This is a genomic window from Heliomicrobium gestii (genome assembly GCF_009877435.1).
Classification (GTDB): Bacteria; Bacillota; Desulfitobacteriia; order Heliobacteriales; family Heliobacteriaceae; genus Heliomicrobium; species Heliomicrobium gestii.
In genome coordinates this window covers 51,488-76,974 of the sequence record NZ_WXEX01000011.1, presented here as the reverse complement: position 1 = coordinate 76,974, position 25,487 = coordinate 51,488, and the positions used below count along the sequence as shown (strand labels likewise).

Sequence of the window (25,487 nt, the reverse complement as noted above, 5' to 3'; positions counted from 1 at the left end):
CATCAGCAAATGTATCTTCCACAACGAAAGGATGACACTCGTGAATAACCGCTGGCAGGACGGACGCAAAACCCTGGTTGTGGGCGCCGGAAAAAGCGGCATCGCCGCCGCCCGCGCGCTGGCCCGTTTGGGCGCCTCCGTCACCCTTTGCGATACAAAAACGCTGGAAGACTTGCCCTGCCGGAAGGAACTCGAAGCAGCCGGCATTACCCTGTACGGCGGCGGGTATCCCTCCATTCGGGAAAACGGATTCCGTGAAGTCGTCATGAGTCCCGGCGTCCCTCTGACCACACCGCCGGCGCAGGAAGCGCAAGAGCAGGGTGTCACTGTCACCGGTGAACTGGAGATCGCTTATCTCCTCTCACAGGCGCCCTTTATCGCCGTCACCGGCACCAATGGAAAAACGACGACGACGTCACTGGTCGGCGCGATCCTTCAGGAAGCGGGATGGGCGCCCCTGGTGGGGGGGAACATCGGACAACCGCTCGTGGAAGAGGTCGAAGAACTGGCCGGTGATCGCTGGGTGGTGGCCGAAGTCTCTTCCTTTCAGTTGGAGACGACCGATCAGTTTCACCCTCGCGCATCCCTGATCCTGAACATCACCCCTGACCATCTCGACCGTCACGGCGCCATGGAAAATTATCGCGCCATCAAAGCGCGCATTTTCCGCAACCAGGGGGGGGACGGGGACATCACCGTCCTCAACTATGATGATCCGCTGGTGCGCACGCTGGCGGAAGAGTGCCGGGGGCGAATCCTGTTCTTCAGCCGCCGTGAAAAGCTGGAGCAAGGCGCTTATGTGGACGAGGGCATGATCCGCTTTGCCGGTCCTCAAGGCGATCTGTCTGTCGTCGCCATCGATGACTTGCAGATCAAAGGCGCCCACAACGTGGAAAACGCCTTGGCCGCCTGCGCCGCTACAGTCGGTCTCGGCATTGAGCCCGCTGTCGCTGCGAAAGCGATGATCGCCTTCCAGCCGGTGGAACACCGCATGGAGCCTGCCGGCACAGTCGCCGGCGTCGACTATGTGAACGACTCGAAAGGGACCAATCCGGACGCTTCCATTAAGGCCATCGAATCGTACAACAAGCCCGTGATCCTGATCGCCGGCGGAAAAAACAAGGGCAGCGATTTTGCTGAATTGGCGCAAATCATCAAGCAGCGAGTGAAGGCTGTCGTTCTTGTGGGCCAGGCGGCGCCCATCCTGGAAAGGGCGCTTCGGCAGGCAGGCGTCGATAGGATAACAGGGGTGAGGGATTTTGCAGACACGGTGCCGGCAGCCGCTGCGATGGCGGAACCTGGCGATGTGGTGCTCTTAAGCCCTGCCTGCGCCAGTCTGGATATGTTTCCGAATTATGAGGTGAGGGGGCAGGTATTTAAGGACCTGGTCCGGCAAATGGAGACAAAGGCAGGCCGCCAGCAGTCCCGGTGAGGCCTGAAGGGGAGGAGAAGGCATGCGTCTAAAACCGAGGGCTCCTGATTTCGCCATCTTTTTGGCCGTGATTCTCCTGCTCACATTCGGCATGGTCATGGTGTTGAGCGCCAGTTCTGTTCGCGCCGCCTATGCCAACGACAATCCCTTTTACTTCTTCCAGCGACAAATCCTTTGGGCCATCGCCGGGGTCGTGGTGATGCTGGTGGTGGCGCGCATTGATTACCGAAAGCTTGGCCGTTACAACAAGCAGTTCCTTTACTTTAGCCTCGCTCTTTCGGCAGCGCTGTTCATACCCGGATTGGGAAAGAATGTCCTGGGGGCGACGCGCTGGCTGAACCTCGGGCCGGCGTCTTTTCAACCTTCCGAACTGGCGAAGTTGGCTGTCGTCATTTACTTGGCCTATAACATCTCTCGCGATCCCCACAAACTGGAGGATCTAAAAAAGGGGCTTGGCCCCTATCTGCTGTTGATCGGCGTGCTTGTCGCGCTGCTGCTGAAACAGCGCGATTTGGGAACGGCGATCGCCATCTGCGCCACCATTTATTTGATGCTTTATGTGGGTGGCGCCAAGAAACAACATATGATCGGGCTGGGCGTCATCGGGATTGTGGGCATCCTCGCCGCAGCCATCCTGGAACCCTATCGAATGCGACGCATCACCGGGTTTATCGACCCCTGGGCGGATCCCTTGGATACGGGTTTTCATACCCTTCAGTCGTTGTTCGCCCTCGGATCAGGCGGGATCTTCGGCGCCGGTATCGGGCAGAGCAAGCAGAAGTATTTCTATTTGCCAGAACAACATACGGACTTTATTTTCGCCATCCTTGGCGAAGAACTGGGTTGGATCGGCGCTGTCTGCGTCATTCTGCTCTTCTTTCTGCTCATCTGGCGGGGGATTCGCGTCGCCGTATCCTGCCCGGACGCCTTTGGCAGCCTGCTGGCCTTAGGATTGACGGTGCAGGTGGGCATGCAGGCGATCATCAACATGGGCGTTGTCAGCGGGATTCTGCCGGTCACGGGGATCACACTGCCCTTCATCTCCTATGGCGGTTCGTCTCTCGTCTTCACCTTGAGCGGCATCGGACTCCTGCTCAGCGTCTCACGCTTTAGTCGATAGCGGCGGTGGCAAACATGAAACAACAGGCGATTCATCGAAAAAAAAGAGTTTTTGTCCTCACCGGCGGGGGGACGGGCGGGCATATCTATCCCGCACTGGCCATTGCCCGGGGACTAGCGGAACGGTTCCCCGGTTCGACCATTCATTATGTGGGTGGAAAACGGGGGCTCGAGAACACCATCGTCCCCCGGGAGGGAATCCCCCTGACGACAGTCCACTGCCGCGGTTTGGAACGCAGTGTAAGCTGGCAGAATCTCGCCGCTCTCGGTGATACAGCGAGGGGGCTTGCCGAGTCTTTGTGGTTTCTCCGTCGCATCAAGGCGGATGCTGTCATCGGCACCGGCGGTTTCGTCGCCTTTCCGGTGGTGATGGCCGCGACCTTGCTGGGGATTCCGGCGCTGATCCATGAACAAAACGCTTTTCCCGGCGTGACCAATCGGTTGCTGGCGCCTCGGGTCGCCTCGGTCATGTTGACCTTTCCGGAGGCGGAACAACGGCTGAAGGCGAAAAAAACCGTCGTCACTGGACTGCCGATTCGGCCGGCCATCGTCGCGGCCAAGCGAGACGAAGGTCGCCGCTTTTTTGGATTGCCCGAGTCGGCGCAGGTTTTGCTTGCTGTCGGCGGGAGCCGGGGCGCCAAACGGTTAAATGAAGCGATGGTCTCTCTGTCCCGCCGGTGGGCCGGCGATGAACGGCTTCATATCCTTCATGTCACCGGAGAGGTGAACTATCAGGAGACATTGGCCCAACTTGAGGCCAGCGGAATAAACATGGATAAATGTGGCAACATTAGAGTAATGCCATACCTGGATCGCATGGACTATGGTTTGGCTGCCTGTGACCTTTGCGTCGGCCGCGCCGGCGCCGCTTTCATCTCCGAGGTGACCGTTCGGGGGTTGCCGTCGATCCTGATTCCCTATCCCTATGCGGCGGAAAACCACCAGGAGGCCAATGCCCGCAGCCTGGCTGCGGCGGGGGCGGCGCGCGTGATCGTCGATCGCGAACTCGACGGACAGCGCTTACACGATACGATTCAGGAACTGATGGAACAACCGGCACAGTTGGCGGCCATGGCCGAGGCGGCCAGAGGCGCCGGAAGGCCGGAGGCATTGGCGATGATCGTCGATGAAGTCTCACGGGTGGTGATGTCCCGGATGTAGCCGGGACTTCTTTTTCACCCACCATATAGACAAGCTCAGGAGCACCGGCGGGTAGGCTGCCATACTATGAAGCAGTCCCTGCCTGGCAGATACACGGCAGTGTTCAAGGTACAGTATTATCCCGGAAAGGAGCTGACAGATTGGTGTTGGCGAAGGGAACATGGTTGCATTTTATCGGCGTCGGTGGAACAGGCATGAGCGGCCTGGCCAGGGTGATGCTTCAACAGGGGTATCGGGTGAGCGGTTCCGATCTGGCTGATACGGCAGTTACGCAGCGTCTCGTCAGACAGGGCGCCACCGTATTTCAAGGGCATCGGGAGGAGCACCTGCAACCGGGTGTCGATGTGGTCGTCGTCTCGACAGCGGTCAAGGCAGACAATCCGGAGCTGCGCCTGGCAAAGGCGCGGAAGTTGACGATCTGGCATAGGGCCGATCTGTTAGCCTGGTTGATGGAGCAGAAAAAGGGGATCGCTGTCGCGGGCGCTCACGGCAAGACAACGACGAGCGCCATGATCGGGTTGATGTTGGAACAGTGTGAACTCGACCCCGCGATTGTCGTCGGTGGAGAAATCCGGGAGATCGAAGGCAACGCCAAATGGGGGCAGGGCGATTACATGGCCGCCGAGGCCGATGAGAGCGACAGTTCATTCCTAAAGCTCTCCCCTTGGATGGCGGTGATCACCAACATCGAGGCGGACCATCTGGACCACTATCATAGTTTTGACGCCATTGTGAAGGCCTTCTACCGTTTTACGGAACGTGTGTCCAGCGACGGATTCCTGCTGCTTTGCGCCGATGATCCCCATTTGCAGGAAATGGCGCAACGTGTGACCAGTCCCAGGGTGATCACGTATGGTATGACAGGCAAGGCCGATTATCGGGCAACCGATCTGATCGGCACACCGGAGGGATCGCAGGCCGATATCTTCCACGGCGAACAGCGGTTGGGCCGGCTGTCGCTATCGGTTCCAGGCGAACACAACATCAGCAATGCCCTCGCTGCGGTGGCTTGTGCCGATCTGATCGGGATCCCTTTTGATCAAGCGGCTGCAGCGTTGTCTCGTTTCCAGGGCGCCGGTCGGCGTTTTCAGCGGATGGGCGATGCCGGGGGCATTCGCGTTGTTGATGACTATGCCCACCATCCCACAGAGGTAAAGGCCACATTGGCGGCAGCCAGGCAGACACAGCCAAAGCGGCTCGTGGCCGTTTTTCAGCCCCACCGGTTTACGCGCACGCGCGATCTTTACCGTCAGTTTGGCGAGGCCTTCGATGCCGCCGATGTGGTCATCTTCAATGAGATCTATCCGGCTGGCGAAGCGCCGATTCCGGGCGTGTCGGCCGGGCTGATCATGGATGTCTATGAAAACCGTTGCGGCCGTAAAGCGCTGTATGCTGCAGACCGGGAGGAACTCCTCCGCTGTTTGCTCAATGCCGTTCAGCCCGGTGATCTCGTAATGACCATGGGGGCCGGAAACATCTGGATGGCAGGCTGTCAACTCCTGGAGGCGTTGGAAAAGGGAGCGGAACAGCAGGGGTAGCGCAGATCAGGGCTGGAGGAGGGGACAATGGGGAGTAAAGAAGACCTTTCGACGGATATGGCATTCCTCACGAAGGACTTACGCGGTCAGTGGATGCAGAACGAACCCATGTCTCGCCATACGACCTGGCGGATCGGCGGTCCAGCCGACCTGTTTGTGGATCCTGCCGATGAAAGCGACTTAGCCGGGCTGGTTCGCCGTTGTCGTGAAGCCGGAGTCCCCTGGCTGGTTGTGGGGATCGGTTCCAACCTACTGGTGTCCGACAACGGGATCCGGGGGGTAGTGATTCATCTGGGCCGTCCCTTTGCCGACAAGCGGGTAGACGATTGCCGGTTGACGGCGGGCGCCGGTTGCACGCTGCCGGCGCTGGCCCGTTTTGCCGCCCAGGCGGCTTTGCAGGGCCTGGAGTTTGCCTCCGGTATCCCGGCCTCTCTCGGCGGCGCTGTGGCGATGAACGCCGGCGCCCACAGCGGCTCAATGCAGGATGTGGTGGGCTGGGTCGACGTGATGGATGAGGACGGCGCGATTCGCCGGTATGAGCGGGAGGAGATGGACTTCTCCTACCGTCATTCCCGGTTGCAAGGGGAAAAGGCCATCGTGATCCGCGCAGGCATGGAACTGTGTCGTGGCGACCGGGAGTCGATCCTCCGTTTGATGGAGGAAAAGCTTGCCCGTCGCAAAAAGACGCAGCCCCTCGATTGGCCGAATGCGGGAAGCGTTTTTCTCAATCCCCCCGGTGACCTTTCGGCAGGTCGACTGATTGAAACAGCAGGCTTAAAAGGCTTCACCATCGGCGGGGCTCAGGTATCGGAAAAGCACGCCAATTTTATCGTCAATCGAGGGGGAGCGACGGCAGCCGATGTGCTTGCCCTGATCGAGGCGGTTCGGAACAGGGTAAAGGCAACCTGCGGCATTGAACTGAGATCTGAAGTTCGTGTCATCGGAGATGCAGGGGGGCAGGTTGATGGGTGGAGAACCGAGGATTCGAATCAAGGGGGGTAAGCCGCTCTTCGGAGAGGTGGCGATCAGCGGGGCTAAGAACGCTGTGCTGCCCATCCTGGCGGCTTCATTGATGTCTACCGGACAATGCCGGATCAAGGACGTGCCCCGGTTGACCGATGTGCAGATGATGGCGGAGGTGTTGGGCGCCTTAGGCGCTCAGGTGGCATGGGAAGCGGACTGTTTGTCGATCGACGCCTCATCGGCGAAGATCCAGGAGGTCTCTGCCGATCTAATGCGGCGCATGCGGGCCTCCAATCTCATCTTGGGGCCGCTGCTCAGCCGTTTTAAAAAGGTGCGTCTCTTTCATCCCGGTGGCTGTTCCATCGGCAGTCGTCCCATGGACCTGCACCTGAAGGGTTTGCAGAAGATGGGCGCCCGCTACCAGGAACGGCACGGTTATTTCGAGGTGGAGACGGAACGGTTGCAGGGAACGGAGATCCACCTCGACTTTCCCAGTGTCGGCGCGACAGAGAACCTGATGATGGCCGCCACCCTGGCGGAAGGAACAACGATCCTCCGCAACGCGGCGAAAGAGCCAGAGATCGTAGACCTGCAGAACTTCCTCAACGGGATGGGCGCCAAGGTTCGCGGCGCCGGTTTGGATGTCATCCGCATCGATGGCGTCCAGCGCCTCGGAGGATGCGCCCACCAACTCATCCCCGATCGCATCGAGGCAGGAACGTTCATGGTCGCTGCCACCATCACCGGCGGCGATATCACACTGTCCAACGTGATCCCCGAACACCTGGAACCGGTGACAGCCAAGCTGCGCGAGACGGGCGCCCAGGTCATCGAGGAGGATGACCGGATTCGTGTCATCGCGCCCCGTCGCTGCCAGGCCGTCGACATCAAGACGCTGCCTTATCCCGGTTTTCCCACTGACATGCAAGCCCAAATGATGGCGCTGATGGCGGTCAGCGAGGGCACCTCGGTGATTTCAGAGACCATTTTCGAAAACCGCTTCAAGCATGTCGACGAATTGCGGCGCATGGGGGCGAACATCCGTCTGGAAGGGCGCGTCGGCATCGTCAAGGGTGTGCCTGGTCTCAGTGGCGCCGTCGTGGAATGCACGGACCTGCGGGCCGGCGCCGCTCTGATTTTGGCGGGACTTGCCGCTGAAAATGGGACGACGGTCGAAAAGATTTTTCACGTTGACCGGGGATATGATCGGTTGGTTGAAAAACTGTCCGGCTTGGGCGCAAGGATCACTCGAGATGCCGGTTGAACAATAGCCCCGGTAAGCGCCGGGGCTATTGTTTTCTCTTTTTAGGGCTCTAGCCCTTGGACAGACGCAACGATTTTTGTTATAATGTTTTTATGGTAGTTTTTCCCACGGAGGGGGCTGACGAATGCGCCGGCAACAGGCCAGCGTGCTTGGATTCTTCTTTATTTCGCTCTTATTGCTGGCTGCCTACTATTTCCTGCAATCCCCCTACTTTGGCGTCTCTCAGGTGACAGTGACGGGGATCAGCCTGATCAAGGAAGAAGAGATTGTCCGGCTTTCAGGGATCCAGCCAGGAGAAAATATCTTGCGCCTCGACCAAAACCGCATCTGTGAGCAGTTGCGGTTTCACCCGCAGGTGGAGGATGTGACCATCCAACGGGAATTTCCTTCGACGGTGCAGATTCAGATCCAGGAGAGGAAGCCCGTGGCCGTGATTGGACAGGCAGGGGTTTTTGTGTTGCTCGATCGGCAGGGGATCCTCTTGCGCAAGCTGGACAGCCTCTATGGGATTCCGCTGCCGGTGATCACCGGCGTACAGGCGCCTCTAAACGTGGGGCCGGGACAAGTCGTCAGCGCTGACGGTCTTGCGGCGGGGCTGAAGCTGTGTCAGGAAATGCCGCCTACCTTGCTGGCGCGCGTCGGTGAAATCCATGTGATCAACAGCAGCCGCCTCGTCTTATATACGACAGACAGCATCGAGGTCCGCTTCGGGCCTCCTGACGAGATTGCCGCCAAGAGCCAGGCGCTGCTGGACATTCTCGACCAATGGATGAAGAACGGCAGCACGCCCAAACTCAACTATATCGACATCTCATCGGCCAAATCGCCTGTCGTCAAACCAAAAGAAGAGACAAAAATCTCGACAAATGCCGTTCACCCGGCTGTGGCTCATCCGACAACTCGGACGGCCGGCAAAACGGGCGCTGCCGGTAACGGGCATTAAACGACGCGGAAGAAAAATTTGTGGGAACTCTTCGAATGTAATAAAAAAAGCATAGCAAAAAAGAGGGAATGAAGGCTTTTTATCGAAGATCTAGCGTCGATACAATAAAATGCCAAGATGTTGACCATTACATAATGATTAATTTCACATTATTGTTACCGTACCCAAATATTTCATATCAGCCTGCTTGAAGGAGGAACTCCCTGTGTTCGAACTGGATGTGGACTTGAATCCGCTCGCCGTGATTCGGGTCGTCGGTGTAGGCGGAGGCGGCAACAACGCTGTCAATCGCATGATTTCCCATGGGGTACGGGGCGTACAGTTTGTATCTGTCAATACCGATGCCCAGGCCTTGCAGCTTTCGAGAGCGGAGACAAAGATGCAGATCGGCCTGAAGCTGACGAAGGGGCTTGGCGCTGGCGCGAACCCCGATATCGGCAAAAAAGCCGCCGAGGAAAGCCGGGAGGAACTGGTTAATGCCTTAAAAGGCGCCGATATGGTTTTTGTCACTGCCGGTATGGGCGGCGGTACGGGAACGGGCGCCGCGCCGGTGGTGGCAGAAGTGGCTCGTGAACTGGGCGCTTTGACTGTTGGCGTTGTGACGCGTCCCTTTACCTTTGAAGGCCGCAAGCGCGCCATGCAGGCGGAACGGGGCATCTCGGAATTGCGGGCCGCTGTGGACACCCTGATCGTGATCCCCAATGACCGGTTGTTGCAGGTTGTGGACAAGCATACCCCGATGAATGAAGCGTTCCGGCTGGCTGACGATATCCTTCGCCAGGGCGTTCAGGGGATCTCTGACCTGATCGCCGTGCCTGGCCTGATCAATCTGGATTTCGCTGACGTCAAGACGATCATGTCTGACACAGGGTCGGCGTTGATGGGTGTGGGCTATGCCTCCGGGGAACACCGCGCCATTGACGCTGTCAAGAAAGCGATTTCCAGTCCCCTGTTGGAGACCTCCATTGAGGGCGCCAAAGGCGTCCTGATGAACATCACCGGCGGCATCAACCTGGGGATGCTGGAAGTCAACGAAGCGGCGGAGATCGTCACAGAAGTGGCCGATCCGGAAGCCAACATCATCTTCGGCGCTGTTATCGACGAGTCGATGGAGGATGAGGTGCGGGTCACCGTCATCGCCACAGGCTTTGACCACCGCCACGCCCAACCGGCGCCCAAGGAGACGCGCCCTGCTGCGCCGGTAAAAGAAAAATACGCCCAACCCGTCGTCAATCAGGCGCCGGCGATGGAAGTGAAACCGGTTCCCCTCAGCGAGGATGTGGACATCCCTGTATTCCTGCGCAAATACCGGGGATAACCGATATAAACAGAAATGAGCGCTATAAACCCTGCAACAGATGTTGCGGGGTTTTATTTTTTCTCATTCCTCCCATTCAACGCAAGAAGTGACATATTTTGTTAAAAGAATTCGTTATAATTGATTTGTGGTTTCCGAAACGGTGGTGGAAGCGGCGATGGGCGAACGGATGATCGTTTACTGGGATATCCTGTGGTTGATCAATTTCGTCATGGATGCGATTCTTTTGGCCATCTGCGGGACCGTCTTGCGGCTACCCCTTCACCCCCTCCGGCTGATCGGCGCCGCCGCCTTTGGCGCCGCGCTTCCCCTCGGATTTTTGTGGTTTTCTGCCGGACCGGTGTCCGCCTGGGTCGCCAAGACTGCCCTCGGTTGGCTGATGGTTCGAGCCGCTTTTCCGATCAAGGGATGGCGGCAGACGGTTCAGGCGTGGCTGATTTTTTATCTGGGCGCCTGGCTTGCCGGCGGCATCATTTACTTCTTCGCGCCGCCAGGCGAACCGACGGGGGCCCTCTGGTTCTGGGCGTTGCTGTTGGTGGCTGGGGGCGGGACGGCGCTGCTTCTCTCCCTTTGGCGACGGTTGCGCCAGCAGGGCGCCTGGCTCGTTGAGCTGACCCTTCACCTGCCGGGGGGCGTCGTCCGGATTCCGGCGCTCGTTGACAGCGGCAACCGGCTTGTCGATCCCCTCTCTCGTTCACCGGTGATCGTTGTCGAAGAGGAGAGCGTCATGGCCCATTTACCGGAAGGATGGCAGGAGGGGGCCGTTGGGGCAGACGGTGGCCTATCTCCTCGCTATATCCCCTTTGTGTCGGTCGGCAAAGCCGACGGGATGCTCCTGGGCATCCGCCCGCTCACCGTGGAGGCGCGAAGGGATGATGGCAGAAGCATCGCCTGTTCGGGGGCGATCATCGGATTAACCCGGCAAAAGCTAGACCCAGCCGGTCGTTACCGGGCACTCGTTCCAACGGCCTGGGATTGGTGAACAAGGGAGGTAATGCGATTGTGAGCGAATCTGCTGCGACAAATTTTTCCGTCAAATCGGTAAAGCTCTTTTTCGAGACTGAATTACGAAAGTTACTGGAGCGGCTCAATCTGGTGCAAGAGGTTCATTACATCGGCTCCAGTGAGACCCTGCCGCCGCCGCTTTCCAATGATGAGGAGTACCGTCTCTTAGAACAATTGGAGCGGGGCGATTTAACGGTCAAGTCGATCCTGATCGAGCGGAACCTGCGCTTGGTGGTGTACATCGCCCGCAAGTTTGAGAATACGGGCGTCGGGATCGAGGACCTCGTGTCCATCGGCACGATCGGCTTGATCAAAGCGGTGAATACCTTTGATCCCCTGAAGAAGATCAAACTGGCCACCTATGCCTCGCGGTGCATCGAAAACGAGATCCTCATGTACCTGCGCCGGAACAACAAGACACGTTCAGAGGTCTCTTTTGATGAACCGCTGAACATCGACTGGGATGGCAATGAACTGCTCCTGTCGGATGTGCTCGGCACGGAAAATGACATCATCTACAAGTCGATCGAGGAAGAGGTGGACCGCAAACTGTTGCAGGCGGCCATGAGCAAACTGACGTCGCGGGAGCGGCGGATCGTGGAACTGCGTTTCGGTCTGCGGGACAGCCGGGAAAAGACGCAAAAAGAGGTTGCTGACATGTTGGGCATCTCTCAGTCATACATATCGCGCCTGGAGAAACGGATCATCAAGCGCCTGCGCAAGGAAATGAACCGGATGGAGTAAGGGTAAAAGAGAGTTTGACGATCCGGGGGGGGACGGTATAACCCGATAGGGCGGGGCAATACTAGAGAGGAAATATGCCGCCGTCGGGAGGGTTGCCCATGATGGTCAACAAGGTGGAAATCTGCGGCGTCAACACCTCCAAGTTGCCGGTGCTCACCAACGCCGAGATGCGAACCTTGTTTCAGGCCATGCAATCCGGTGAGATGTCTGCCCGGGAAAAACTGATCAGTGGTAATTTGCGTCTCGTCCTCAGCGTCATCCAGCGTTTCACCAACCGTGGGGAATACGTGGATGACCTTTTTCAAGTCGGCTGCATCGGTTTGATGAAGGCGATTGACAACTTTGACCTGGGTCAGAACGTGAAATTCTCCACCTATGCCGTGCCCATGATCATCGGCGAGATACGCCGGTATCTCCGTGACAACAACCCCATCCGCGTCAGCCGCTCCCTGCGCGATATCGCCTACAAGGCTTTGCAGGTGCGCGATCACCTGGTCAATGAACTCTCCCGGGAGCCGACGGTCTCTGAAATCGCCGATGCCCTCGGTTTTCCGCGGGAAGAGGTTGTCTTTGCCCTTGATGCAATCCAGGAGCCCATCTCTCTCTTTGAGCCCATCTACCATGACGGAGGCGATCCTATCTTTGTCATGGACCAGATCGGCGACGAGAAGAATCAAGATGCGCAATGGCTCGAAGGGATCGCTGTGCGCGAGGCTTTGCGCCGGCTCAATGACCGGGAAAAGCTGATCCTTACACTGCGTTTTTTTGAGGGCAAGACACAGATGGAGGTGGCCGATGAAATCGGCATCTCCCAGGCACAGGTGTCGCGGTTGGAAAAAGCGGCGCTGACACACATGCGCAAACACGTCTGAAATATTCCTGGCGATTGGTGGAAAAAAGGTCACAGAAGGGCTGCCTCCCTCATAGTATGTAGCACGAAAAGGGAGGTGGCAGACTGTGATCAAAATCTCGGACCTGCGCCTGCGGGACATTGTCAACATCCACGATGGGCGCCGGCTGGGAGTGATCAAGGATATCGACATCGATCCCGAGATGGGAAGGGTCAAGGCGATCGTGCTCCCCGGTCAGGGACGTTTTATGAGCTTCTTCGGGCGGGGCGATGACATGGTTGTTCCTTGGGACAGGATCAAGAAGATCGGCGTCGATGTGATCCTTGTCGATGTCAGCCAGTTCGGTGATGGGCATTCGGAGTATGTCTGACAGTCCTAGTCCTAGCGTGAGCGAAGGGTCGGAATCCATAGAGGTTCCGGCCCTTTTGCTGCCTATGTGGTAAATCGGGGTGGATTGGCGCCGGTCGATAAGGGCTGCGCGGCTGCTCGCTGGGTCGCTGCGCGGGCGCGCCAAAGGCTCTGGGGCTTTTCTGCATGTCGATGGCGCGCTGATCCGCTGCGCGACCTGCGCTCACGACGCCGCTCCGCCCAAACCGCTCCCTGCGCCAATCCACCCGGATTTACGTTCAGCATAGCGCTGGAGACGGTGGAAATCGGGGTGGATTGGCGCTGGTCGCTAAGGGCTGCGCGGCTGCTCGCTGGGTCGCTGCGCGGCTGTTGTCGTGACGTAAATGGGATGTTGTTCCGCTGTTTTCATTATGGAGGATTTTAATAAAAAACCGTAAGAACGTCTGGAGAGGAGGGCAGGAGGAGCCCTTTTCGCACTTTTTATCGAAATTGGTCCTTTGCCTTCTGCCGACTTTAGCGCTACAATAGGGCTCGCTGTCGAAAGAGATTGGATAAAAAGAGGACGCTCTGGGGCAACAATCGAATGGGACGGCCTATTGAATTTTCTTGTCGAAAATAGGACTGATGGCCCAAAAATATGGAAAAATATACCTTGACCATACACATCTAGGGGTTCTATAATAAAAGTGCTCCTATATCTAGTGTTGGGTAGGAGGACGGAAGATGCGGTGCTGCTACTGTGGACATGGCGAATCGAAGGTTTTAGAGACGCGCAGCGCCGAAGAAGGCCGGGTGATTCGTCGCCGCAGAGAATGCATGGAGTGCAACCGGCGGTTCACCACCTTAGAGCGAATCGAGGAGACGCCCCTGATCGTGCGCAAGAAGGGCGGTTCCCTGGAAGCCTTTGACCGCAACAAACTCTTGTCCGGATTGCTGAAGGCCTGTGAGAAGCGGCCTATCCCGTTGGATACGCTGGAAGAGCTGGTTATGACAGTCGAACGGGACCTGCGCAGCCAGTATGACCGTGAGGTTCCCAGCCGGGAGATTGGGGAGATGCTGATGGCGCGCCTGCGCAATATTGACGAGGTGGCCTATGTGCGCTTTGCTTCCGTGTACCGCCAGTTTACCGATGTGGGCCGGTTTCTGGAGGAGTTGGAAGGGTTGCTGAAGCGAAAGAACTAGCGATTGGATATCAGAGACACATGCAAATGGCGTCTCTTTTAATACTAAATACACTGTGCGAATAGTGTAAATTTGTGTGTTCTTGATCCAGAAAAAAGGGATGTTATCTGTTTGAGGAGGAATCGGAGTTGTTCAGCCAGATTCGCAAGCGTGACGGCCGGATTGTTGAGTTTCATGAATCGAAGATCACAGATGCTATTTTCCGCGCCGCCCGGGCCGTGGGCGGCGAAGACAAGCAGTTGGCGATGGAGTTGTCTATCGCTGTGTTGAAGGCGCTCAAGAGCCGCTATAACGGGAATATTTTCTCTGTCGAGGACGTCCAGGACATGGTGGAGAAGGTGCTCATTGAGAGCGGCCATGCCCGGACGGCGAAAGCCTACATAATTTATCGCAGTTCGCGGACCCGCATCCGCGACGCCAAATCGGACCTGATGGACGCCGTGCAAGAGATCCTGAGGGAGACCAATCGAGAGAACGCCAACGTTTCCAACAGCCCCTCCGCCAAAGTGCTCCAGATCTCCGAGGTGGCTTCTGTCAACTACTACCTCAACCGGGTCATTCCGGAGGATGAAGCCGTCGCCCACCGCGAAGGCGACATCTATATCCATGACCTGGCCTGGTACGGCAAAACGCTGACCTGTTTGCAGATCCCTCTTGACCGATTGCTTTCCGAGGGCTTTGACAACGGCCACGGACACATCCGTTCGCCCAAGAGCATCAAGACAGCTGCGGCACTGGCGGCGATCATCCTCCAGTCGAACCAGAATGATATGCATGGCGGCCAGTCTTTTGCCTATTTCGACCGCGATATGGCCCCCTATGTCCAGGCCGAGTACAGGCGTCAAGAAAAAGACCTGCGCAGCGCTCTGGCAGCTTTGGGGATAGAAGTCGATGAAGAGAAGATCAAGGCCTTGGTGATGGAGCGTGTGGAAAACGAGACCTATCAGGCCATGGAGGGCTTCATCTACAACCTGAACACCATGCACAGCCGCGCCGGCGCTCAGGTCCCCTTTTCGTCGATCAACTTCGGCACCGACATCTCCTGGCAGGGCCGGATGATCACCCGGACCTTCCTGCAAGCCTATGAGAAGGGCCTCGGCAAGGGCGAGGCGCCCATCTTCCCCAACGTCTGTTTCAAGATCAAAAAAGGGATCAACTATGAGTCGGGCGATCCCAACTATGATCTCTTCCAGCTTTCCATGCAGGTGGCCTGCAAGCGCCTCTTCCCCAATTTCGCCTTCCAAGATTCCTCCTTCAACCGGGCCTATAACGAACATGGGCAGGAAGTGGCCTATATGGGCTGCCGCACCCGCGTCATGGGCAACATCAACGGCCCTGAGGTGACCGACGGCCGGGGCAACCTTTCGTTTACCAGCGTCAACCTGCCGCGTTTGGGTCTGCGCGCCGGACACGATGTGGACGCCTTCTGGCGGTTGCTTGATGAGACCATCGACCTGGTCATTAAGCAACTGCTCACCCGGTTTGACGTGCAGAAAAACCTGCGCGTCAAGGATTTCCCCTTCCTGATGGGGCAGCGGTTGTATCTGGACAGCGAGAAATTGGGTTGGAACGACCGGATCGAGCCGGTCATCAAACACGGCACCCTCTCCATGGGTTTCATCGGCCTGGCCGAGTGCCTCATCGCGCTGACTGGCAAGCACCACGGCGAATCGCCGGCTGCCCAGGATCTGGGTCTCAAGATCGTTCGCCACATGCGTCACCGCATGGACGAGGCGTCGCAGAAGTATGGGCTGAACTTCTCCCTGCTGGCCACGCCGGCAGAAGGGCTGTCCGGCAAGTTTACGAAAAAAGACCGGGACAAGTTCGGCGTGATCGAAGGCATCAATGACCGGGAATGGTACACGAACTCTTTCCACGTCCCTGTCGAATACAAAATCAACGCTTTTGAGAAGATCGCCGTCGAGGGCCCTTACCACCAGTACACCAACGCCGGCCACATCTCCTATGTGGAACTGCCGTCGGCGCCCCAGCACAACCTGCAAGCCTTTGAGGCCCTCGTCAAGGCCATGTATGAGGCAGACATGGGCTACGCGGCCGTGAACTTCCCCGTCGATATCTGCAAGTCCTGCGGACTGAACGGTGTCATCGATCAAGACAATTGTCCGAAGTGCGGCAGTGACCGCATCTCCCGGGTGCGCCGCATCACCGGCTACCTTTCGACACTGGATCATTTTAACGACGCCAAGAAGGCGGAGGAGTCGAACCGGCGGGTTCACTTCAATCCGAAGTCGGATTGCTGCCATTGATGGTCATGCATTTGCCCAAGTAAGCTGAGAAGAAATGCCGAGGTGATGACGCCTCGGCATTTTTGCGCCCCCGGCTCGGCCGGCGGGGCGTTGATTCACTTGCACAAGTGGATTGGTTGAGAAGACGAGTACAACGGAGCGATTGTGCCCAACAAGCGGCTTTGTTTTGCCGAAAGTTGGAGAACTCCTGTTTTTTCATAAGCACACTTGACTTGGAGGCAACTCCAGGTGTTAAGCTGTTGTTGGAGGCGCAAATAACGTCTTTCACATCGTGCGGATGGGCGTGTGCGCTGGGCGAACGCACAGTACCTTGGCTGGATTGTCGGGGCCATACGATTTTACACGATGGTATTTCAGGAGAACATAGATGTGGTTTCAGGCGATTGTGGGAAACGCAGAGGAGGAGATGAAGGGCCAGAAGAAAAGGTGATTCAATACTTTAGAGGAAGTACATGAAAAGTGGGTAATAAAGATGTGGTTTGCCTTATTCATTAGCCTCATCCTGTTCGCTTTGGGTATTGGTCTGTACCTGCGGCATCCCAAGTTTGGCAGGTTGCCCGGTGGCGCTGACCTGGAAAGAATAAAAAACTCTCCCCAATATCGTGATGATCAATTTCAAAACCGAATCCCCACTCCTCAATTTACCGGAGAAAAAAGCAGTTCTTCAGTGCTGTGGGAGTTTCTTTTTACTAAAAAAGAGCGGCTGCGTCCGGTGGATGCCATTCCCACCGTTAAAACGGATCTGAAGACCCTGGACAGAGGGAAGGATATCCTAATTTGGCTGGGTCATTCTTCGTACTTCATACAGATGGGAGGCAAGCGGTTTCTGCTTGACCCTGTGCTCAGTTCCTATGCCGCACCGGTCTCTTTTGCAAACAAGGTTTTTGAGGGAACCAATCCATATGCAGCCGATGATCTGCCGGAAATGGATTATTTGTTGATCTCTCACGATCATTGGGACCACTTAGACTACCCTACGGTGACTGCCTTGAAACCGAAAGTGAAAAATGTGATCTGCCCGTTAGGCGTGGGCTCTTACTTTGACCAATGGGGATTTGAAAAACGACGCATCCACGAGGCGGACTGGTTTACCGCGTTAGAATTGGACAATGGCGTTACCATCCATGTACTGCCCGCTCGCCATTTTTCCGGCCGCCTGCTCAGCAGAAACAAGACGTTATGGGCTGGATTTGCGCTGGTCACGCCGCAGCGGCGGATATTCTTCAGCGGTGACAGCGGGTATGGACCCCATTTCAAGGAAATCGGAGAAAAAATGAATGGTTTTGACATTGTCCTTCTGGACAATGGCCAGTACGACAAGAGTTGGGCCAATATCCACATGATGCCGGAGGAGGCGGCGAAGGCGGCTGAAGAATTGAAAACCAAGGCCTTATTCGCGGGCCACTCCGGCAAGTTTGCGATCTCCAACCATCCCTGGGATGATCCATTGAAACGGATCGCGTTGGCCAGTCAAAATAAAAACTACCGGCTGCTTACCCCCATGATCGGAGAGCCGGTAGATCTTGAAAAGGAGCAACAAGTCTTTTCCCGTTGGTGGGAAAGGGTGAATTAAACAATCATTATTTGTGCATTGTTTAAGGCAGAGTGAAAAAAGATGGTGAAATTGCGCTTGAGCAATTCAGGCGCTTGAGAAAGGTGGCAGCAATATGTTGTATAGAAAGTATGGGAAGACCAATGAGATGGTATCTGTTTTGGGATTTGGATGTATGCGGTTGCCAGTTATCGACGGTGACCAAACGAAAATAGATGAAGAAAAGGCCATACCGATGCTCCGGTACGCCATTGATTCCGGCGTGAATTATATTGATACGGCTTTTCCCTATCATGGGACTGGCTTCGCCCGCGCTGGGGAGAGTGAACCCTTTGTCGCAAAAGCGTTGGAAGGCGGCTACCGAGAGCGGGTGAAGTTGGCCACCAAGCTTCCTAGTTGGTTAATCAAAACGAGAGCCGATATGGATCGGTACTTGAATGAACAATTGGAGCGCTTGAAGACCGATGTCATCGATTTTTATCTGGTTCATGCCTTGAATAAGAATGTCTGGCCTGTATTAAAAGAGGCAGGCATTCATGAGTTTCTCGATGAAGCGATTCAAGATGGAAGAATCAGATACGCCGGATTTTCCTTTCATGATCAATTGGGTTTATTTAAGGAAATCGTTGATGACTACGATTGGTCCTTTTGTCAAATTCAGTTCAACTATTTAGATGAAGATTTCCAAGCAGGCAGAGAAGGGTTAGATTACGCTGCCGAAAAAGGCTTAGGCATTGCTGTGATGGAGCCGTTACGAGGCGGTAACCTGGTTCGACTGTCTGAGCAAGCGAAAGGTATTATTGATCAAGCGGATGTCAAACGAACCCCTGCGGAATGGGCTTTGAGGTGGGTATGGAATCATCGCGATGTTTCACTTGTGTTGAGCGGGATGACAACGATGGAGCAAGTTATCGAGAATGTTCGTGTCGCCCAGGAAGCGGAAGCGAATTCGTTAACGGAAAAAGAAGCGGCCATCATTGACGCGGTGAGGGAATCATTCAAGGAAAGAGTAAAAGTCAACTGCACCGCATGCGCCTACTGCATGCCCTGTCCAGTCGGCATCAACATCCCGATGTGCTTCTCCACCTACAATGATCATTGGGTCTTTGACGGCACGCCTATAGCCAAATACATGTATGGTCGCTTGGCAAAACTGGGGGCCCCCGCCTCGAAATGCGTGGAGTGCGGCAAATGTGAGAGTCACTGCCCCCAAGGGATCGAGATTCGGAAGGAGTTAAAAAACGTCAAGGAGCAGTTTGAATAAATTCTTGTAGAGAAAAGAAAATCCGACAGCGCCATCCCGTTCAGCGCTGTCGGATTTTGTGGTTTTAAAAGGTGTAATGATTAATAACCCGCTCCAGTCATGGTGATGTCGGCACCCCGCCAAAGGGGCCTCCGGGCGAAGGCGTTCCGGGACTTGCAAAAGGTGTCGGCGTGGGAAAGCTGGTCAAGGGCAGGTAGCTGTTGCCGTCAAGGGCGATCAGCGCCTGCAGGGGCGGGCGACCGCCGGCTAGGCCGACGGCGTAGATGGTGAGGAAGCGGTTGGGCAGCAGACGCGCGTTCGGCACGGTCAAGACGACCTGTGAGGTGCCGGTCAGGCGAACCTGCAAGGTGTAGACGCCCGGCGGGACAGGGATATAACCGGTGACTTGACGGAAGGAGACGTTGCGGAACAGCACGGTGCCGTTGGGCAGGGTGATATCGACGGCAGGGGCGTTCGGTGACAGGTGGGCGAAGCGGATGAAGACGGAGTCAGGCCGGCGGGGCAGTCGGGGGTCGTTGATGGGGAGGAGGCTGAGGTTGGGGAGGAGGCCGACTGCGGCTGCCGTATAAATCGAGCGATCCGGGATATCGACGACGGTGCCGATGACCGGCCTTGTCCGGGTCCCCGTCGGGTAGACGTCGATCCGGTAACGGCCGGGCAGGACGGGGAAGTACTGGGTAAACCGGGCGTAGGGAAGCCTCTGGATGATCAGGACGTCATTGGCGTAGACGTCCACCGGCGGCGCGTTGGGCGCGGCATGGAGCACCCGGAGGTAGGCGCGGCCGTCGACCGACGCGGAGAAGCCGTCGTGAGGGGATTGATACGGATCATCATACATGTGTATGTCACCCTTTCCACCGATATGCGCGCATGTTACACTCATAGCCTTATGCCGCTGCGGTGGAGAGGGTGAATTACTTTATGTGGCGGCCGATCTCCTCCAGAAAGGCGTCGCCGTACCGATCCAGCTTGGTGTCGCCGACGCCGCTGATGGCCCGCAGCGACGCCCGGTCGAGGGGAAGCCGCTGGGACATCTCGCGGAGGGTGCTGTCGGGAAAGACGATGTAGGGAGGGACGCCGTCCCGGTCGGCAATCTCTTTGCGCAGCCGGCGAAGGCTCTCAAAGATGTCGCTGTCGGCTTCCAAACGGCTGGCGCGCTTACGCACCTTGAGAAAGACCTTTTCGTGTCCCTTTAACACAGGGACGGCTTTTTCCAGCAGGCGCACGACGGGGAAGGCGCCCTCAGTGACATAGAGGTAACCTTCGGCGGTGAGGATGCTGATCATGTCGGTGATCTCCTTGATCGTGTACTCTCGCATGATCCCATAGGTGGACAGGCGGTCGCAACCGGACTGGGCCACTTTCTTACTTTTCGATCCCTTGAGAACCTCGGCGACCAGGTTCATGCCAAATCGCTCCTGCATGCGAACGATGCAGGAGAAGATCTTTTGGGCTTCCGTGGTGATGTCGACCGGTTCGACGTCATCGGCGCAACTGCTGCAGTTGCCGCAGCGCTCCGGCGCTTCCTCGCCAAAGTAGTTGAGGATATGACTGCGCAGGCAGCGCGGCGTGTGACAGTAATCGATCATCGACTGGAGCTTGCGATGCTCCATCGATTTGCGCTCCGGTGTGGCCTGGTTTTGTTCGATGAGAAACTTTTGCGTGTTGATGTCGCGGGCGCTGAAGAGCAGGATGCATTCGGCCGGCTCGCCGTCTCGTCCGGCCCGCCCCGCTTCCTGGTAGTAGGATTCCATGTTTTTTGGCATGTTGTAATGGATGACAAAGCGCACGTTCGACTTGTCGATGCCCATGCCGAAGGCGTTGGTGGCCACCATGATCCGGCTGTCGTCGTAGAGGAATGCTTCCTGAGCCTGCTCCCGCTCCGAATCGGCCAATCCGGCGTGGTATTTGCCGGCGCGGAAGCCTTTGCGGAGAAGGTATTCCTGGAGGAGGTCCGCTTCCTTGCGGGTCGCCGTATAGATGATGCCGGCTCGTGTCCGGTTCGCCTCCAGGTACTGGGCCAGAAAATCTTTTTTATTTTCGCCTCGGATGACGCGGAAGGACAGGTTGGGACGGTCAAAGCCGGTGGCGAAGACATGGGGTTGTTGCAACCCCAAGTGACGGATGATGTCTTCCGTCACGGCTTCAGTGGCTGTGGCGGTAAAGGCGGACACGCGGGGTCGGCGGGGGTAGTCAGCGACCAGGGAGGCGATGGAGAGATAGCTGGGGCGGAAATCGTGACCCCATTGGGAGACACAGTGGGCTTCGTCGACAGCGATCAGCGAGACAGGCAACCGCTGCAACAGGTGGCGGAAATGAGGAGATTCCAGCCGCTCCGGCGCGAGGTAAATCAGTTTGAATTCGCCCCGGTTCATCCGGTGGACGCGACTGTCGACCTCCTCGCTGTCGAGGGAACTGTTGATAAAGGTGGCGGCAATGCCGAGGTTTTGGAGGTTGTCCACCTGATCCTTCATCAATGCGATCAGCGGGGAGATGACCACAGTCAGCCCGGGCAACAGCAGCGCCGGAATCTGGTAGCAGATCGACTTGCCGCCGCCGGTCGGCATGATGCCCACGGTGTCGCGACCGGTGAGCAGGCTCTCGATGATCTTTTCTTGGCCGGGTCGGAAGGCGGTGTAGCCGTAGTGCCGGTTCAGCAGTGTCCGGGCCTGTTGCAGCATGCAAGTCACTCCATATCGTTCATCATCCGGTGATGGACGGTCTTACCTTTTACGTGATGGTTTGGAATTCACCGCCCATGCTATCGCTGAACGACGTCGTTAGGCGGTAGGCATTGATCGGTGTATCAATGTCATTGATACATCAAGTTTCGATATATCAATGATCAATGACGACTCGGCTATTCAACATGATGATTTCGACGTAAATAGGCTGCAATCCTGCTTTGTGGCAATAAGTGGAAAATAGTAGCTTGACGATCCTTTCTCCCCATACTACACTTAAAGATGTGTCTGACCCCGGACAAAAAAGACGTACAAGGCGCTTGGCGAGGGGTTGCTCTTGCCATGGGGTTTTTGAATGACAAGATGGAGTCGGTTAATATGCAGATTATCTTCGTCCGCCACGGGCAAACGGACGAAAACATCATACCGCTTGGGGCTCGCTTTACGATTGACACATTTAACGCCATGATGTCCGGATCGCCATCGATGGTGCGGTTGAACACGACGGGAATCGGTCAGGTCGAGGCGGTGGCCCGCAGGCTGCGCCCCGTCCCGGTGGTGGTGGCGAGCCATTTTCAACGAGCCCAGGAGACGGCGACCATCCTCGCCCGAGCATGGGGCGCAGAGGTGGTTACCATGGAAAGCCTTGGCGAAATCGTCCTGTCCAAGTTTCCCGGCAGCGGGAATCGACGAGCGATCCCCTTCTGTCTGCTCATCGCCATGACGGTGTGGCGTCACGCCTGGCCCTTTACGCAGGGCGAGGAGACGCTCTACCAGGCCTTTCGGCGCGCCCGGCTCGCTTGGACACAACTGTTGGATGTGGCGAGGGAGCGGGGATCGATCGTCGTCATCTCCCATCAGGGGTTTCTCCGCATCCTGTTGTGGTATCTCCGGTTGAAACGGGGCTGCCGGGTGCGAAAAAAAGACCTGGGTAACGGCGGCATCTCCATCGTCGAGGTGGGGGAACCGGCGGAGATGACAGGCCGTCACCGGGCGTACGGGGCGGGAAGGACTGAGACGACCCGAGCGGCGCGAGTCGTGCTGCCCCAAGAGGGGGAAGGGCGGGATGAGCCTGCCCCAGTTGCCGGCAGCGCGGCCATCGCCTCGGGTGGGGCGGCGGCGGTCCTGTTGGAAGGGGTTGCGTGCATGGAAGGCGTCTCCGCAAAAAGGATCGCAGCCAAGCGGGCTCTGTTAAGGAGGGACCGGCGATGAACGCTATTGCTGTGGCGATCGGCGGTTTTCTGGGGGCGCTGGCCCGCTTTTTTATGGGAACATGGATGGCGCCTTTGGCCGATCAGACCGGTTTCCCCTGGGGGACCTTGACGATCAACCTGCTGGGCGCTTTTGTGCTCGCTTTCTTTTTGACGGTAGCCATGGAGGTAGTGGCGATCAAACCCGCCCTTCGGCTCGGCTTCGCCACGGGGTTTTTGGGCGCTTTCACCACTTTTTCCACCTTCGCGCTCGAGAGCGTGCGCATGTTGGAGGCGGGCGAGGCTGCCTTGGCGGGGGCCTATGTGTTGTCCAGCCTTGTTCTGGGTGTGCTGGTCAGCGCTCTTGGAACGCGCGGCGCTCGAATGATGAAGGAAAATCGTCCCGCTGCGCTGGAGGTGGACCGATGACGCCGTGGGATTTGTTTTCGATCGGCGCCGCCGGCGCCTTGGGCGCCCTTGCGCGTTATGGCGTCGGCGTCGCTGTCGCGCGACGGACTTCCCTGGCTTATCCGCCATCGACCTTTTTCATTAATATCGCGGGTGCCTTTTTGCTTGGTCTGTCAGCGGCTCATGCAGCAAGCAACCCAGGCATTCAATCGATCGAAAAAAATGTCTTTCAGATCGGCTTTTTGGGCGCCTTTACCACTTTTTCGACCTTCACCGTTGAGGCCGTCCGGCTGATCGAGGACGGGGAATGGTTGCGCTGCGGCGTTTACGTCGGCGGCAGCGCCATTGTGGGGTTGCTGGCCTGCGCTTTGGGGTTTCACGCCCTGTAAGGCCCTGCGAGTGGCTGGAACTGTGGATGTTTTTTTGGAAAATCCATCTTTACAGGCGAACATGTTGCGATTATGATAATAAGCGCAACCAATCAATTTCATAAAGTGTTCACAGGTGCCCGCAAGGGAGAATAGGGAACCGGGTGCGAATCCCGGGCGGTCCCGCCGCTGTATGGGGGAGCCGGCTGCAAGAGGCCACTTCGCAAGAGGGAAGGCGCAGCCAGCGAGGAACCCGAGCCAGAAGACCTGCCTGTGTACGGTCTAAGGGTCTCTTTCCCGGCAAAGGAGACCCTTCAGGGATGATGGCAAAGTCCCCGGATCCGCTATGGATCTGGGGGCTTTTTTTATTTGCCGGACAGTCGGGAGACAGAAAAAAGGAGGCTGAACGGAGTGGAGATTACCCAGCGCGAGGCAGCCCTGCAGGGCATGATCACGCCCGCGATGGCTGAGGCGGCCCAGCGGGAACAGGTGGAGCCCGAGGCGATCCGCCGGGGGCTGGCCGATGGAACCATCGTCTTGCCCTACAACCGCAAGCGGGCCGAAAGACGGCAGGCTGTCGCCTTTGGAAAGGGCTTGCGCACCAAAGTCAGCGCTTCTATCGGACTGCCCCTGGAGGGCGGATCCGAGTCGGAAGAGCGTAAGAAGCTAGAGGTTCTGTTGGCGGCAGGGGCAGATGCGGTCCTGGATCTGTCCATCGGAGCCGGCGTCGATCGCCTGCGGGAACCGGAGGCTGAATTGAAGGACTATCTGGCCCTCTTTCGCCGGCATGTGCTGTCGACATCCACAAAACCCGTTGGCACACTGCCCCAGTATGAGGTCTTTGCCTGCCGGCGCGACGCGAGGCGGGGCGGCATTCTTGCCACAACGGTGGAGGAGATGTTTGACGCCATGGAGCGTCACGCCGCCGAGGGCGTCGACTTCTTTGGCCTGCACTCGGCGATGACCTTAAAGGCGTTGGAACTGGCGCGGCGGCAGGGCCGGCTGACCCATATGGTCAGTTGGGCCGGCGCTTCGCTGGCCGGCTGGATGCTTCATCACCAACAGGAAAACCCGTTTCACCGCCACTTTGACCGAGTGCTTGACATCTGCCGGCGTTATGATGTGACCCTCAGCCTGGCCGATGGGTTGCGACCCGGTTCGGGCCACGACTCGCTGGATCGGGCGCAGGTGCAGGAGATGGTGATCCTGGGCGAACAGGTCCGGGCGGCCCGTGACGCCGGTGTGCAGGTGATGGTAAAAGGGCCGGGCCATGCGCCCCTGCATCACTGCCACACGACGGTTCAACTGCAGAAACAGCTCTGCGAAGGGGCGCCCTACTTCATCTTCGGGCCCCTGGCGACAGACGCTGCGCCCGGTTATGACCATATCACCTGCGCCATCGGCGCCGCCTTGGCCGCCTCTGCCGGCGCCGACCTGATCTGTTACGTCACCCCAGCGGAACATGTTCGCTTTCCGACGGTGGAGGATGTCCGGACCGGCGTCATCTCGGCCCGCATTGCCGCTCATGCCGCCGACGTGGCCAAAGGGTTCGCCGCCGCTGTCGAGCGCGACGCCGCCCTTTCCCAGGCGCGGGGCTGGCAGAACCGGAAGGCGGAACAGAGGCTGGCCCTTGATCCCGATGGGCTTGTGTCGACCAGGAGCGCCGCCGGCACGCCGGTAGGTCCGGCAGCCGAGGCGGCCGCCGGATCGGAAGACATGGCAAAAGAGATCAACTGCCATGCCTGCGGCGATGGCTGTTCCCGCCGAGTTCTGGCCGAGTATTTCAGAACGCCCGTTGAGTTCTGCTAAGACATAGAAGGCGCTCATGTCATGTTAACAGGCAAGGCGACTGACCGGAGCAAACCGGTTCCCAACATAACGAAGGA

General features: G+C 57.4%; 22 protein-coding genes and 1 riboswitch. Of the genes, 20 read left to right on the top strand and 2 right to left on the bottom strand.

Annotated elements, in window-relative coordinates; translation table 11 throughout:
- Positions 1-31 precede the first annotated feature (31 nt).
- From murD to GTO89_RS12840, 16 genes are all read left to right on the top strand, one after another.
- The gene (gene murD / locus GTO89_RS12915; protein WP_161262500.1) at positions 32-1,432 is read left to right on the top strand and encodes a UDP-N-acetylmuramoyl-L-alanine--D-glutamate ligase; all 1,401 of its coding nucleotides are present in this window, start codon (positions 32-34) and stop codon (positions 1,430-1,432) included.
- Between the two features lie 22 nt (positions 1,433-1,454).
- Positions 1,455-2,552, top strand: a complete 1,098-nt coding sequence (gene ftsW / locus GTO89_RS12910) for a putative lipid II flippase FtsW (protein WP_161262499.1) — start codon at positions 1,455-1,457, stop codon at positions 2,550-2,552.
- A 14-nt stretch (positions 2,553-2,566) separates the two neighbouring features.
- Positions 2,567-3,712 (top strand): undecaprenyldiphospho-muramoylpentapeptide beta-N-acetylglucosaminyltransferase, encoded by a 1,146-nt coding sequence (murG, locus tag GTO89_RS12905; protein ID WP_161262498.1) that lies wholly within the window; start codon positions 2,567-2,569, stop codon positions 3,710-3,712.
- Between the two features lie 143 nt (positions 3,713-3,855).
- A complete protein-coding gene (gene murC, locus GTO89_RS12900; RefSeq protein WP_161262556.1) occupies positions 3,856-5,250 on the top strand; it encodes a UDP-N-acetylmuramate--L-alanine ligase in 1,395 nt (464 codons plus the stop codon).
- Positions 5,251-5,277: 27 nt separating this feature from the next.
- Positions 5,278-6,252, top strand: a complete 975-nt coding sequence (gene murB / locus GTO89_RS12895) for a UDP-N-acetylmuramate dehydrogenase (RefSeq protein WP_235920457.1) — start codon at positions 5,278-5,280, stop codon at positions 6,250-6,252.
- On the top strand, positions 6,215-7,477 hold the full coding sequence (gene murA, locus GTO89_RS12890) for a UDP-N-acetylglucosamine 1-carboxyvinyltransferase (RefSeq protein ID WP_170294518.1): 1,263 nt from the start codon (positions 6,215-6,217) through the stop codon (positions 7,475-7,477). The genes murB and murA overlap by 38 nt, the downstream gene beginning before the upstream one ends.
- Before the next feature lie 124 nt (positions 7,478-7,601).
- A complete protein-coding gene (locus tag GTO89_RS12885; protein ID WP_161262497.1) occupies positions 7,602-8,420 on the top strand; it encodes a cell division protein FtsQ/DivIB in 819 nt (272 codons plus the stop codon).
- Between the two features lie 205 nt (positions 8,421-8,625).
- Entirely contained in the window at positions 8,626-9,738 is a 1,113-nt protein-coding gene (gene ftsZ, locus GTO89_RS12880; RefSeq protein WP_161262496.1) for a cell division protein FtsZ, read from the top strand.
- Positions 9,739-9,895: 157 nt separating this feature from the next.
- Complete coding sequence (locus tag GTO89_RS12875) at positions 9,896-10,720, top strand: sigma-E processing peptidase SpoIIGA (protein WP_161262495.1); 825 nt, start codon at positions 9,896-9,898, stop codon at positions 10,718-10,720.
- A gap of 20 nt (positions 10,721-10,740) precedes the next feature.
- Positions 10,741-11,487, top strand: coding sequence for an RNA polymerase sporulation sigma factor SigE (sigE, locus tag GTO89_RS12870; RefSeq protein ID WP_161262494.1), 747 nt, complete (start codon positions 10,741-10,743; stop codon positions 11,485-11,487).
- 98 nt (positions 11,488-11,585) lie between these two features.
- Positions 11,586-12,359, top strand: coding sequence for an RNA polymerase sporulation sigma factor SigG (sigG, locus tag GTO89_RS12865; RefSeq protein ID WP_161262493.1), 774 nt, complete (start codon positions 11,586-11,588; stop codon positions 12,357-12,359).
- Between the two features lie 85 nt (positions 12,360-12,444).
- Positions 12,445-12,708: a YlmC/YmxH family sporulation protein gene (locus tag GTO89_RS12860; RefSeq protein ID WP_161262492.1), complete on the top strand. Its 264-nt coding sequence runs from the start codon at positions 12,445-12,447 to the stop codon at positions 12,706-12,708.
- A gap of 701 nt (positions 12,709-13,409) precedes the next feature.
- Positions 13,410-13,868, top strand: a complete 459-nt coding sequence (gene nrdR, locus GTO89_RS12855) for a transcriptional regulator NrdR (RefSeq protein ID WP_161262491.1) — start codon at positions 13,410-13,412, stop codon at positions 13,866-13,868.
- 128 nt (positions 13,869-13,996) lie between these two features.
- The gene (locus GTO89_RS12850) at positions 13,997-16,135 is read left to right on the top strand and encodes an anaerobic ribonucleoside triphosphate reductase (RefSeq protein ID WP_161262490.1); all 2,139 of its coding nucleotides are present in this window, start codon (positions 13,997-13,999) and stop codon (positions 16,133-16,135) included.
- 472 nt (positions 16,136-16,607) lie between these two features.
- The gene (locus GTO89_RS12845) at positions 16,608-17,708 is read left to right on the top strand and encodes an MBL fold metallo-hydrolase (protein WP_161262489.1); all 1,101 of its coding nucleotides are present in this window, start codon (positions 16,608-16,610) and stop codon (positions 17,706-17,708) included.
- A gap of 94 nt (positions 17,709-17,802) precedes the next feature.
- The gene (locus GTO89_RS12840; RefSeq protein ID WP_161262488.1) at positions 17,803-18,951 is read left to right on the top strand and encodes an aldo/keto reductase; all 1,149 of its coding nucleotides are present in this window, start codon (positions 17,803-17,805) and stop codon (positions 18,949-18,951) included.
- A gap of 97 nt (positions 18,952-19,048) precedes the next feature.
- Here the strand turns inward: GTO89_RS12840 and GTO89_RS12835 are convergent, their stop codons facing one another.
- Both GTO89_RS12835 and recQ read right to left on the bottom strand, forming a co-directional pair.
- On the bottom strand, positions 19,049-19,789 hold the full coding sequence (locus GTO89_RS12835; RefSeq protein WP_161262487.1) for a DUF4397 domain-containing protein: 741 nt from the start codon (positions 19,787-19,789) through the stop codon (positions 19,049-19,051).
- Positions 19,790-19,865: 76 nt separating this feature from the next.
- Positions 19,866-21,632, bottom strand: coding sequence for a DNA helicase RecQ (gene recQ, locus GTO89_RS12830; RefSeq protein WP_161262486.1), 1,767 nt, complete (start codon positions 21,630-21,632; stop codon positions 19,866-19,868).
- A gap of 345 nt (positions 21,633-21,977) precedes the next feature.
- Between recQ and GTO89_RS12825 the strand changes: the two genes are divergently transcribed.
- The 4 genes from GTO89_RS12825 (at position 21,978) to thiC (ending at position 25,410) form a co-directional block, all read left to right on the top strand.
- Positions 21,978-22,847 (top strand): histidine phosphatase family protein, encoded by an 870-nt coding sequence (locus GTO89_RS12825; RefSeq protein ID WP_161262485.1) that lies wholly within the window; start codon positions 21,978-21,980, stop codon positions 22,845-22,847.
- A complete protein-coding gene (crcB, locus tag GTO89_RS12820; protein ID WP_161262484.1) occupies positions 22,844-23,254 on the top strand; it encodes a fluoride efflux transporter CrcB in 411 nt (136 codons plus the stop codon). The genes GTO89_RS12825 and crcB overlap by 4 nt, the downstream gene beginning before the upstream one ends.
- Positions 23,251-23,622 carry a fluoride efflux transporter FluC gene (locus GTO89_RS12815; RefSeq protein ID WP_161262483.1) on the top strand — a complete coding sequence of 124 codons (372 nt, stop codon included), beginning with the start codon at positions 23,251-23,253 and terminating at the stop codon, positions 23,620-23,622. The genes crcB and GTO89_RS12815 overlap by 4 nt, the downstream gene beginning before the upstream one ends.
- Before the next feature lie 96 nt (positions 23,623-23,718).
- Positions 23,719-23,890: riboswitch (cobalamin riboswitch) on the top strand.
- A 122-nt stretch (positions 23,891-24,012) separates the two neighbouring features.
- The gene (gene thiC, locus GTO89_RS12810) at positions 24,013-25,410 is read left to right on the top strand and encodes a phosphomethylpyrimidine synthase ThiC (protein WP_161262482.1); all 1,398 of its coding nucleotides are present in this window, start codon (positions 24,013-24,015) and stop codon (positions 25,408-25,410) included.
- Positions 25,411-25,487: the final 77 nt, after the last annotated feature.

What these genes read in the sequence shown, in the direction of transcription:
- murD (WP_161262500.1), top strand. Translation starts at nt 32, where the DNA reads ATGACACTCGTGAATAACCGCTGGCAGGACGGACGCAAAACCCTGGTT.
- GTO89_RS12825 (WP_161262485.1), top strand. Translation starts at nt 21,978, where the DNA reads ATGGGGTTTTTGAATGACAAGATGGAGTCGGTTAATATGCAGATTATC.
- GTO89_RS12885 (WP_161262497.1), top strand. Translation starts at nt 7,602, where the DNA reads ATGCGCCGGCAACAGGCCAGCGTGCTTGGATTCTTCTTTATTTCGCTC.
- nrdR (WP_161262491.1), top strand. Translation starts at nt 13,410, where the DNA reads ATGCGGTGCTGCTACTGTGGACATGGCGAATCGAAGGTTTTAGAGACG.
- GTO89_RS12835 (WP_161262487.1), bottom strand. Translation starts at nt 19,789, where the DNA reads ATGTATGATGATCCGTATCAATCCCCTCACGACGGCTTCTCCGCGTCG.
- murA (WP_170294518.1), top strand. Translation starts at nt 6,215, where the DNA reads ATGGGTGGAGAACCGAGGATTCGAATCAAGGGGGGTAAGCCGCTCTTC.
- crcB (WP_161262484.1), top strand. Translation starts at nt 22,844, where the DNA reads ATGAACGCTATTGCTGTGGCGATCGGCGGTTTTCTGGGGGCGCTGGCC.
- ftsW (WP_161262499.1), top strand. Translation starts at nt 1,455, where the DNA reads ATGCGTCTAAAACCGAGGGCTCCTGATTTCGCCATCTTTTTGGCCGTG.
- murB (WP_235920457.1), top strand. Translation starts at nt 5,278, where the DNA reads ATGGGGAGTAAAGAAGACCTTTCGACGGATATGGCATTCCTCACGAAG.
- GTO89_RS12840 (WP_161262488.1), top strand. Translation starts at nt 17,803, where the DNA reads ATGTTGTATAGAAAGTATGGGAAGACCAATGAGATGGTATCTGTTTTG.
- GTO89_RS12875 (WP_161262495.1), top strand. Translation starts at nt 9,896, where the DNA reads ATGGGCGAACGGATGATCGTTTACTGGGATATCCTGTGGTTGATCAAT.
- recQ (WP_161262486.1), bottom strand. Translation starts at nt 21,632, where the DNA reads ATGCTGCAACAGGCCCGGACACTGCTGAACCGGCACTACGGCTACACC.
- GTO89_RS12845 (WP_161262489.1), top strand. Translation starts at nt 16,608, where the DNA reads ATGTGGTTTGCCTTATTCATTAGCCTCATCCTGTTCGCTTTGGGTATT.
- sigG (WP_161262493.1), top strand. Translation starts at nt 11,586, where the DNA reads ATGATGGTCAACAAGGTGGAAATCTGCGGCGTCAACACCTCCAAGTTG.
- murG (WP_161262498.1), top strand. Translation starts at nt 2,567, where the DNA reads ATGAAACAACAGGCGATTCATCGAAAAAAAAGAGTTTTTGTCCTCACC.
- GTO89_RS12815 (WP_161262483.1), top strand. Translation starts at nt 23,251, where the DNA reads ATGACGCCGTGGGATTTGTTTTCGATCGGCGCCGCCGGCGCCTTGGGC.